Source organism: Mediterraneibacter agrestimuris (genome assembly GCF_943193195.1).
Taxonomy (GTDB): Bacteria; Bacillota; Clostridia; order Lachnospirales; family Lachnospiraceae; genus Schaedlerella; species Schaedlerella agrestimuris.
In genome coordinates this window covers 1-10,487 of the sequence record NZ_CALPDG010000071.1, presented here as the reverse complement: position 1 = coordinate 10,487, position 10,487 = coordinate 1, and the positions used below count along the sequence as shown (strand labels likewise).

The window sequence follows — 10,487 nt, the reverse complement described above, 5'->3', positions numbered from 1 at the left end:
CACTTTCATTATACAACACACGGAATCGAGGTGTCTTTCTTTTATGCAAAATCACGAACTTGCTCATTTATAGTATAGAACTGAAAGAAGGGATCTTTATGGCGGTTACCAATAATATCAGAGAAATCCGTGAACAACGAGGCATTTACCAGGATGACCTTGCCGCTGCTATCGGATACAGTACCAAAACTGTCGGCAGGATAGAACGTGGGGACAGTACCCCATCTGCCGAATTTATGCTGCGGATATCAAAGTACTTTAATATGCTGGTAGAAGATGTATTTCATGTAGTGGATTGAACTGGGGAATCAGAGATTCCCTGTTCAGGACATGCCTGGCAATAACTGTTATATATAAAACAAGGGTGAAAAGCCTGATTTGTAAGCTTCTCACCCTCATTATCATAGAAGAATCTAATTTACAGAGATTTTCTCATAGTCTCCTGTTCAGAGTCCCTCTATTCCAATCTGTAATATTACAAATTTTACTTATCTGCTTACCCTTCTAGAGCGTGTTTGAAAATTGCTTTCTGACAGATGTGCGTCACAATTTGTGGGAGATTTGAGCCAAATGAAGGGCGCATAGTGGGCTATGTAACCTGAATTTGGCTCAAATCTCCCGCGAAGTGGGGCGTGCATCTGGCGGGAATGAATTTTCAAACACGCTCTAGTATATCATCAATGACGCTCCGCCAGCTTTTGCACTTGCTTTCAATGCTCTTTTACAAACAAACTGAAGTCTATCCCAATATGCAGACCTTTGATTATACACGCTTATAAATTATTGGTTCATCATATCCAAAAGTTCTCTTTCCATTAACTTCCATGCTTTCTGATACTTCCAGAAAATTGTTGGAAAACTTTTCCCAAAGTTTGAATGTCATTACCGGAGAGAACTGGCTTGTGCTGCCTCCCTCCCAGATTCCGTCCTTTTCATGATAAAGTGCCGGAGTAAATTTTTCAGATTTTTCTAGTTTAGAGTAATCAACATTCTTCATAGAATCATATGAAAATGTATTTTTATCTTCTCCTTTTGGAATTTCATAAGAAGAAAGTAAAATTCCCTGTTCTATTTCCGTGATAAGGAAAAGATGTGGAGATGCATGACGTTTCCCATTAATTTCATAATAACTCTCTTCAACAACAAATTTTCCTTTGAAATCTTCAGGAAGGTTATTTATTTTGTCATTACAGATTGTATTTACATGTTCCGCATATGGATATGTTTTCCCCTCTGCCTGCATTTTCTTAAATTGATCCTTATTATCAAAATGTCCTGTCATCATTCCTACAAAATTATCAAGTTTCATCATATACTTTACCTCCTGGTATTTGCCTAATCACACTATTCCTCTTTTGCTTTTGCCATACTGGCGATATCTCCCACTCCATTCAATACCATTGTCGGAAGATAAGCATAAGTTTTGAGTGTATCCTTCGTTGAACATCCAGAGAGAACCAATACAGTAGACATACCACTTTCCATTCCTGAAATCACATCTGTATCCATACGATCCCCAACCATTACAGCTTCTGCTGAATGACATCCAAGCATATTCAATCCTGTTCTCATCATCAGTGGATTCGGTTTCCCACAGAAATATGCCTGTGTACCTGTTGCCATTTCAATGGGTGCAATCAATGCACGACAGGCAGGAGCGATTCCGTTCTCGATCGGTCCGGAAACATCCGAGTTTGCTCCAATCAGCTTAGCTCCCTTCAGAACTAAATTCGTTGCTTTCGTTAAAGTATCCAATGAATAGGAACGTCCCTCTCCCACAACAACATAATCCGGATTTACATCATTCATTGTAATGCCAACGTCATAAAGTGCATTTAAGAGACCGGCTTCTCCTATCACAAATGCTGAACAGCCTGCCGCCTGTTCCTTTAAAAAAGCGGCTGTTGCCAATGCGCTGGTATAAAAATGTTCTTCTGGCACATCAAGTCCCATCCTTGCCAGTTTCTGATTTAATTCCCGTGGTGTATATCCACTATTATTTGTCAAAAATAAATATTCTTTCTTTTCATCATGCAACCACTGGATGAATTCTGGAACACCTGGCAATATCTGATTGCCATGATAAATCACACCATCCATATCACAGATGAATCCTTTTTTTTCATTAAAATCGATTATGGATTTTCTCATGTTCATATGCGCCCTGCCTTTCTTGTTTCTTTAGAATACACCTTGCTCTTTTCATAATAAAATAAAGCGCTATTTTCTACAAATATTTTCATATTATATCATCCACACATAAAATCAAATACATAGTACTGTGAAATCGAAGTAAATATTTCTATCAACAGAACCTTTTATGACAACATCTCTTTCACACAAGTACTCCGATAATCACTCGGTGATATTTTATATCTTTCTTTAAATACTCGGTTAAATGTTCTCTGACTTTCAAATCCACTATCCAGACAAATGTTTGTAATAGAATCACTCGTATTTTCCAAACGCTGGCATGCATAGTTCAGCCTTGCATCGTTAAGATATTGATTAAAGTTTCTATGGAATGTTTTGGAAAAGAGTCTGGATAAAACATATTTGCTCACCCCCAGATCTTTTGCCATCTCTTCCAGCGAAAATTTCTTCTTAAAATTTGCTGATATATAGGAGACTGTCTGGTAAATAAGATCGTTGCTCCCCACATTACTCTTTTCTACCAAATTTAATTTTCCTATGCAGCGTGCCAACACAATTTGAAGATATGCCTGTGCAACAGTAATATCCGACTGTTCTGTCTCTAAAATCGCATTTATAACCCTATATACCTCCGGTTCAACCTTTTCCGCTTTGATGATCGGGTATTCAGGAGCCATGGATTGCATGATATCTGCAAATTTGGCAATCGTAAATGGCGATGCAATCAGATAAGTCGCTTTATTTACACCGGGTGTCAGTACCTGATAGTGATGAATAACATCTGGAAATACAAAGCCTATATCTCCTTTATCCATATGATATAGTTCCTGTCCGACACCAAGTTCTAATGCTCCACTTGTTACACAAACAATCTCCAATGCATTATGAAGATGTGGTTCAATATGTTTTGACTTCCTATTTATTGCTATGATCTCCTCTTTTGTGTCAACATATTTTAACTGCATGAAATACTCCCCTTTGCAACATTTGTCTATATCTTCTTTCGATTTGGCAAGCAATCCTTTTACACCTATCTTATAATCAACTTGTAAATAAGGAAAGGAGGAATTGCAAATGAGCAACCTAAAAAAATATCTGAATGACCTTTTAGTATTCTACACTGAATATTTTGAGCATCCTTACCATGTATAAATACTAAAAGGACTATTTTGTGAAAACTGAATATTTTCTTAAGGCCATTTCATAAAAATGAAGTGGTCCTTTTTATTTTCAAAATACAGTTCTATCACTTTATATTATAGAAAAAAGCACTGTCTCATCGAACAACGATCAGACAACGCTTTCTCTTGTCAATTCTAATTTATGTCTGATGCATCTGTTACTTCATCTGCAGCAATTCCTTTTTCTGCTTTCAGTTTTTTATTTGCATCTTCAACATTCATTCTTGAAAGTGCAAACATAATCAATACATCAAAGATTAACGGAAGCCAAAGATACATGAACTGCATCATATCAAGTGCAGACTGTGGCTGAGTTGCATTTGTTCCGACATATCCACTGAGCTCAAGCATCCATCCAACAACAGCGGTTCCAATACCTCCACCGATTTTTACACCAAGAGAAGTACAAGAGTACATCGTTCCATCAATTCTCTTTCCCTGTGTAAGATAAGTGTATTCAGAGCAGGATGCAATAACAGCATTCATATCTCCCTGCCATGGTCCCTGACCTAAGGCTGCAAGAGCTGTAAACGCCATCATCAGCGGAACACTACCCATATATCCGGCAACAACAACAAGTGCTCTACCGATGACTGCTAAGACATAACCTCTTAAGTTCAGTTTATACATGCCTTTCCACTTACCAACTAATGTCGGTGTAAAAATCAGGGCAATGATCAGTGGAATATTTACTGCCCATGCAAATTGTCCAAACAAATTCTTATTTTTCAGTACCCATGTCATGTAATAAATGCCAGCTCCAATCATGGCACCATATAACTGCTGTAAAATATATGTTCCACAAATCATCATGTAATATTTGTTTTTGACAAGAAGCTTGAATGCCTGTACCATTCCATACTTTTCATTATCATTCTTTACTTCTCCTTCATTAAGTTCTTCCTCCGGAAGTTCCTTAACAGAAAGTGCTGAAATCGTATTTACGACCAGACCAATGATTGCATAGATAATAGCAACCGTTCTCCATGCCGCAGCATCTCCACCACATTTATCTACAAATCCAACTGTAATCGCCTGAATCAGAAGACTTGTTGAAAATGCAAAAATAAAACGGTAAGATCCCATCTGTACACGCTCTTTGCTGTTCTTTGTAATCAGTGACGTAAGTGCTGAATAAGCAATATTGTTTGCTGTATAAAACACACCATTTAACAGTGTATAAGAAATAAAGAACCATGCATATTTAGCCGTTGTTCCCAAACTCACCGGTACTGCAAAGCAGCCGACCAGCGTAATGGCACAACCAATATATCCGTATAGCATCCAGGGTTTCGCTTTTCCCATTTTACTGTGTGTTTTGTCAATCATTGTTCCAAAAAATATATCCGTAAAACCATCAAATAGTTTTGATACAGCAATCAGGGTACCCACGACACCTGCAGCAAGTCCTACCGAGTCCGTCAGATAGACCATCATAAAAGATGTCAGGAACGCATAGACTACATTACCTGCAATATCACCTGATCCGTATCCAATTTTGTTATACCATTTCAAATACTTTTTTTCTTCCATCGAATTTCTTTGCTCCTCATCTTCATCGCACTTAGAATCTCAATATGGCTAACCGTATGATATCTAATTCTGTTTTTTTCTCTGATTTTGTCTGATTGCTCTGTATATCCGGACTTTACATTACAATCAGACTCTCTTTCCTTGTTTACGGGTTACATGAAACTTTATTATCCCTTTACATACGGTATCAGTGTAAACTGAAACCGGAATAATACATCATCAAATCGGTACTGCTCCAATACAACTGGACCACAACTATTAGAACCAATGCCATTTAATGCGTAGTCAACACAGAATACTACACTATCTGATTCTATTAATTCATAATTATGCGTTTTCTTCTCAAGTTCTTCCTGTGTATAATAAGAAGCATTGAATGAAAATGCCTTTTCTGCGGATGCCACAATTCCATATCGGCTGTTGTTAAGCTCTACATATTCACAATCATAATGGCTTCCATTTTCCTGTGGACGGATATAGTCCTCATGTAAATCCCCTACATCTGCCCGGTACAAACCGTGGCTCGCAGCCTGATGTTTATCACAATAACTTTCCTGTGGTCCCATTCCAAAGTATCTTACAGCTGAAAGTTTTTTATCCAGGAACATCCTCACACCAAATCTCGGAAGATCCGGGAATTCATCGTCTTTTGTTACTGCAATATCTGCATCAATCTTTCCAGCAGCTTCTATTTTCCATGTAATCGTCACATCAAGAATCTTCTGTACTGTCTCTGCCACAACGGAAGCATGGCTTGTAATCTTCACACCATGTTTTCCCTGCACAACCTCTGTCGTATAGGCTCTTGTGTAAGCCTTATCATAGTGGGCTTTCTTCCATTCAGACTTGATGTACATATCGTTATCTGTTGGAGCTCTCCAAATATTTAATTCCATCGGATGGTTCAAGTATTCCCGCCCTGCGAATTTCATCTCTGTAAAGAGTGCAGTACGTTTGTCTATGGTATAAGCAAATTCACGCCCCTTGATATGAATCTGTGTATCATTTTCATTTACCTGTAATTCAGAGTCCACTACTGTTTTTGGTATCCATTTCTCTGCAAGTTTACATTTTGTATCCTCTTTACTTACCTCAATTTCATCAAATCCAAGAATATGGTCTTCATCCAACAGTGGCAATTCTTTTTTCAGATGGTAAATAAGTTTTAAATAACATTTCCCCTTCTCTGGAACATTGATCTTCAGGTTTGTTTTTCCTTCCCCGTGTGGTGCCACAGAAAACTCCGGAAGTATGCCTTTGCTGATCACAAGACCATCCTGTGTCAGCTCATAACTAATCTTCACATAATCTTTCAAGTCATCAAAATCCATGTAGTTATGAAGCACCAGTTCTCCGCTTTCTTTGTTATAGGAAATAACTCTTGCCGGGCGATAAACATTCTTGTATTCGAAAAGTCCTGTATGTACCGTTCTGTCCGGATATACTAATCCATCCATACAGAAGTTGCCATCATGAATTTCTTCGCCATGGTCGCCCCCATAAGCATATATAGTCTTTCCATTCTCAGCAGTTCCATGAGCAATCGCATGGTCACACCATTCCCAGACAAAGCCGCCGCACATTTTATCATTATCCTGAATCATCTGGAAGTAATCTTCAAAATCTCCAGGTCCGTTTCCCATGCTGTGACAGTACTCTACCAAAAGGAAGGGTTTGCTTCCATCTTTATCCAGATATTCCTGAATTTCGGAAAGCGCTGGGTACATCCGGCTGTACACATCCAGATTGCTGTAATCATATGTTTCATCATAATTACGGTATCTTGCACTCTCATATTGTGTGATACGGTCTGGATCAAAATTCTTTGTCCATTCCAGTGCTTTTTCAAAGTTGCAGCCATAAGCACTCTCATTTCCCATTGACCACATAACAATACAGAAACGGTTTTTGTCACGTTCCACCATGAGTTTTACGCGATCAACGATTGCCTCTTCCCATACCGGATCATCTGCAATCTTCTCATTCCATCGTTTGAACCGATTGTAATCAGTGTCTTCTTTTCTGTAGATCATAAATGGACCATGAGCTTCAATATCTGCTTCATCTATTACCATGAATCCATACTTGTCACACATTTCATAGAAAAATGGTGCGTTCGGATAGTGGCTGGAACGGATCGCATTAAAATTATGCTGCTTCATTAACGTAAGATCGGTTGTAATCTGTTCCGGATTGATTGTAAATCCAGTAACCGGATCAGAATCATGTCGATTGACACCACGGAATTTAATCTTCTGTCCATTTAAATAAATAACCTGGTCTTTAATCTCTATCTTTCTTAATGCAATGTGATCTACAATTACTTCATTCTCTGTTTCAAGAATCAGTTTATATAGATATGGATTTTCTGTATTCCAAAGTTCCGGACTTGCGATTTCTAATACAGCTGTTCCTTCTTCAGCAATACTTCCTAGTGCTACAACTGCTCCGTTTCTATCTTCAATCGAAATTTTTACATTTAACGGAGAGTAGAATTTCATTTCAATTTCTACTTTCGCAAGCATATCCTCAATTCTTGTTTTAATATGATAATCACTGATTGCCTGTTTTGGGCGTTTCAAAATGTACACATCCCGGAAAATACCACTCATACGGAATTTGTCCTGATCTTCCAAATAGGAACCATCACACCACTTCATTACCAACACTGCCACCGTATTCGTTCCATCCTGAAGTACATCGGTAACATCAAACTCACTGGTCATATGCGAAACCTGGCTGTATCCTATGTAAGAGCCATTGATCCATACGTAAAAGCAACTGTCTACTCCTTCAAAGTTCAAAAAAGATTTTGGCGCTTTCTCATCTCTACTGTACTCAAAAGTATGTACATAGGCTCCACACGGAATGTCCTGTGGCACATATGGTGGATCAAACGGAAATGGATACCGGATGTTTGTATACTGGTGTGTATCATATCCAGCCATCTGCCATACACTTGGAACCTGAATCTCATCAAAATTTTCTGTATCATAATTCTTCTCAAAGAAAGAATCCTTAATGTCATAGATGCTGTTAAAATACTGGAATTTCCAAGTTCCATTCAATAACTGCATACGATCTGACTCTTCTCTGTGTTCCACCAAGTTATCCATTCTTCTGGATGCCGGAATATAATAGGCTCTGGCTGGCATTGTGTTTTCGTGCAGTACGCTTAGATTTTCATAATAACGTGGTACGATCATAAATAGCTCTCCTCCAATACATATACTTTTTTGTTCTTTGTTTTCCTAAAGCAAACCTTATACTTTACTTTTTGTTTACGTTCCTTAGTTATGCTATATATAGCTTATCCTAATTCGCAAAATATGTCTATGAATTGGATTAGACAAAATATGCACTAAATGATACAATGATAAAAAGTACGAAAAGAGGTGCTGTCCTATGCATTTGAACACCGGTTATTTGAACCACTCACATATGGATTTCAAAGACAAAAGTCGTCCGCTGATTGTCGGTAGCTGTGGTACTTACCGTCTTTCCAGACATCCCAAACTTCCGACCTACCGTCCAAGGGGTCGTCTGGATTATCAGATTATATATATCACTGCTGGTTGTGGGCATTTTCATTTTGATAATGTAAATAATGAAACGATTGTTCCAGCCGGCAACATTGTACTGTACAGACCGAAAGAACTCCAAAAATATGAATATTACGGAGAAGATAAGACAGAAGTATACTGGATTCACTTCACAGGAAGCAATGTGAAAAATATCTTACGTCAATATGGGTTTCCGGATAAAGAACGTGTCTTTCAAGTGGGTACATCTAATGAATATGAACAAATTTTCAAACGTATCATTATCGAGCTCCAACGCTGTCAAGACAATTATGAGGAAATGCTTGTCCTTTTGCTACGTCATCTTCTGATCAGTTTCCACCGGGAACTGACAAGAGAGCACATATTAAAAAATGAATATCTTGATCATGAGATGGATAATGCTGTTACCTTTTTCAGTGAAAACTACAATCAAAATATCAATATTGATGATTATGCTGCCTCACGAGGCATGAGTGTCAGCTGGTTTATCCGAAATTTCAAAAAATATACCGGTTCTACACCAATGCAATTCATTGTGGGAATCCGTATCAACAATGCTCAGATGTTACTTGAAACAACAACTTATTCCATCAATGAGATTTCTAAGATTGTCGGATATGATAACCAGCTTTATTTCAGCCGGCTTTTTCACAAGCTGAAAGGATATTCGCCAAGAGAATACAGAAAAATAAGAAATAAGTTATGAAATCTATAATGCCCGTAAAAAACCAAATGCAAAAAAAGGATGCCACCGAATCAAAGCAGATTACGTGACATCCTCTTCTTTTTATTAGTGCTATTTTATGAATTCAACCGAATAGTAATACATGTACTCATTATCGGTATCTATATGCTCCCCTGTAATATCCTGTATTGGCAACGAACTTAACCCCTTTTCTCCATAAATCAGTGCCGCTAATCCTTGCTCTGTTCCATACTCTATCTTGCATTTGTTTTCAATAGACGTTGCTGATCTTCCATAATATTCCCTGTTTGTAACTCCCTCCAAAATTGGTATTTCTGTCATATATTTTGAATATTTATCTGCTGCGATGAGCTTTGCAGTAAAATTATCAAAATCCGGTGTAATGACAATCAATCCATTTGTGGAAGATTTCACATCTTCATAGGAAAGTTCCAAAACTTTTTTATGTGAAACTCGTTGTCCAAGCTGATATTCTGACAAATAAATAGATAACGTTTTAAATGTATCCCTTGAATTGTATCGAAACATCATTGTTCCATCAATTCCTGATAACAATTCAGCAGTTTTCATTCCTATACTATCTGAATCTACTGCTTCAATATAGTTTTGTGGTTGTCGCAATTTATTACATACGATGGATCCAAAAGTAACCATAGATATTCCCACTACAATAAGAAGCACTATAATGATTCTCTTTAAGTATCGTTGTTTGCGGCCACTGTCCTTTGTTATCTGTATCAATGTATCTTCTGATTTTTTTTCAATATTATCTATTTCAATATCTTCACCAGCCAAGAACTCATTAAGACTAATACCTAATATTCCGCATAATTCTAAGTATACTGATACATCCGGCAAACAGATTCCTCTCTCCCATTTAGAAACAGACTTATCACTCATACCTAATTTTTCTGCCAGTTGCTTTTGCGTCATCCCCAATGACTTTCTCTTACCTGCAATGTATTTTCCAATTTTGATAAGATCCATCCATCTACCTCCTTTTTTATATTGATCGTACTCTTTTTTAGAGAAAAAACATACCCCTCGAAGGTAGAATATGATTTTTAAGCCTGTCTAGTTTGCCAGATAAACGAAAGAGCTTATATAGCGGATTCATATATAACCTTACAGTTTTTATTACTGTATCCTATATATTCCATACACTGCAAGCAAGAAGCATCGAAGCTCGTCTCTGTCTGTAAATTCCTTTTGCACAAATCCTTCTTCTTGGTGGAAAGACAATATTTTATCTTGTTCATTAATCCAACATATTAGCCTGAATTATTCACGCCGCTATAAACTTGCTTAAAAACGGATAGCATTACTTTAAAGTAAGTAAAACCGTAACTT

General features: G+C 37.5%; 9 protein-coding genes. 2 read left to right on the top strand and 7 right to left on the bottom strand.

Annotated elements, in window-relative coordinates; all coding sequences use genetic code 11:
- The first annotated feature begins 59 nt into the window (after positions 1–59).
- Positions 60–299, top strand: a complete 240-nt coding sequence (locus NFS18_RS18175) for a helix-turn-helix transcriptional regulator (protein ID WP_251392834.1) — start codon at positions 60–62, stop codon at positions 297–299.
- Between the two features lie 189 nt (positions 300–488).
- On the opposite strand, the gene NFS18_RS19870 is transcribed toward NFS18_RS18175, so the two are convergent.
- From NFS18_RS19870 to NFS18_RS18150, 6 genes are all read right to left on the bottom strand, one after another.
- Positions 489–659 carry a DUF6783 domain-containing protein gene (locus NFS18_RS19870; protein WP_334301872.1) on the bottom strand — a complete coding sequence of 57 codons (171 nt, stop codon included), beginning with the start codon at positions 657–659 and terminating at the stop codon, positions 489–491.
- A gap of 104 nt (positions 660–763) precedes the next feature.
- Positions 764–1,312 (bottom strand): hypothetical protein, encoded by a 549-nt coding sequence (locus NFS18_RS18170; RefSeq protein WP_004058756.1) that lies wholly within the window; start codon positions 1,310–1,312, stop codon positions 764–766.
- Between the two features lie 32 nt (positions 1,313–1,344).
- A complete protein-coding gene (locus NFS18_RS18165; protein ID WP_003506512.1) occupies positions 1,345–2,157 on the bottom strand; it encodes an HAD-IIA family hydrolase in 813 nt (270 codons plus the stop codon).
- Positions 2,158–2,318: 161 nt separating this feature from the next.
- On the bottom strand, positions 2,319–3,119 hold the full coding sequence (locus tag NFS18_RS18160) for a helix-turn-helix transcriptional regulator (RefSeq protein WP_004058755.1): 801 nt from the start codon (positions 3,117–3,119) through the stop codon (positions 2,319–2,321).
- A gap of 351 nt (positions 3,120–3,470) precedes the next feature.
- Complete coding sequence (locus tag NFS18_RS18155) at positions 3,471–4,868, bottom strand: MFS transporter (RefSeq protein ID WP_251392833.1); 1,398 nt, start codon at positions 4,866–4,868, stop codon at positions 3,471–3,473.
- A 167-nt stretch (positions 4,869–5,035) separates the two neighbouring features.
- Positions 5,036–8,074, bottom strand: coding sequence for a glycoside hydrolase family 2 TIM barrel-domain containing protein (locus tag NFS18_RS18150; RefSeq protein ID WP_251392831.1), 3,039 nt, complete (start codon positions 8,072–8,074; stop codon positions 5,036–5,038).
- Between the two features lie 199 nt (positions 8,075–8,273).
- On the opposite strand from NFS18_RS18150, the gene NFS18_RS18145 reads away from it, so the two are divergent.
- Positions 8,274–9,137 (top strand): AraC family transcriptional regulator, encoded by an 864-nt coding sequence (locus NFS18_RS18145; RefSeq protein ID WP_251392830.1) that lies wholly within the window; start codon positions 8,274–8,276, stop codon positions 9,135–9,137.
- Positions 9,138–9,227: 90 nt separating this feature from the next.
- On the opposite strand, the gene NFS18_RS18140 is transcribed toward NFS18_RS18145, so the two are convergent.
- Complete coding sequence (locus NFS18_RS18140) at positions 9,228–10,124, bottom strand: helix-turn-helix domain-containing protein (protein ID WP_016213257.1); 897 nt, start codon at positions 10,122–10,124, stop codon at positions 9,228–9,230.
- Positions 10,125–10,487 lie beyond the last annotated feature (363 nt).

Bases quoted from the DNA above. Each gene is read 5' to 3' on its own strand.
- NFS18_RS18140 (WP_016213257.1), bottom strand. From the start codon at position 10,124: ATGGATCTTATCAAAATTGGAAAATACATTGCAGGTAAGAGAAAGTCA.
- NFS18_RS18155 (WP_251392833.1), bottom strand. From the start codon at position 4,868: ATGGAAGAAAAAAAGTATTTGAAATGGTATAACAAAATTGGATACGGA.
- NFS18_RS18145 (WP_251392830.1), top strand. From the start codon at position 8,274: ATGCATTTGAACACCGGTTATTTGAACCACTCACATATGGATTTCAAA.
- NFS18_RS18160 (WP_004058755.1), bottom strand. From the start codon at position 3,119: ATGCAGTTAAAATATGTTGACACAAAAGAGGAGATCATAGCAATAAAT.
- NFS18_RS18165 (WP_003506512.1), bottom strand. From the start codon at position 2,157: ATGAACATGAGAAAATCCATAATCGATTTTAATGAAAAAAAAGGATTC.
- NFS18_RS18150 (WP_251392831.1), bottom strand. From the start codon at position 8,074: ATGATCGTACCACGTTATTATGAAAATCTAAGCGTACTGCACGAAAAC.
- NFS18_RS18170 (WP_004058756.1), bottom strand. From the start codon at position 1,312: ATGATGAAACTTGATAATTTTGTAGGAATGATGACAGGACATTTTGAT.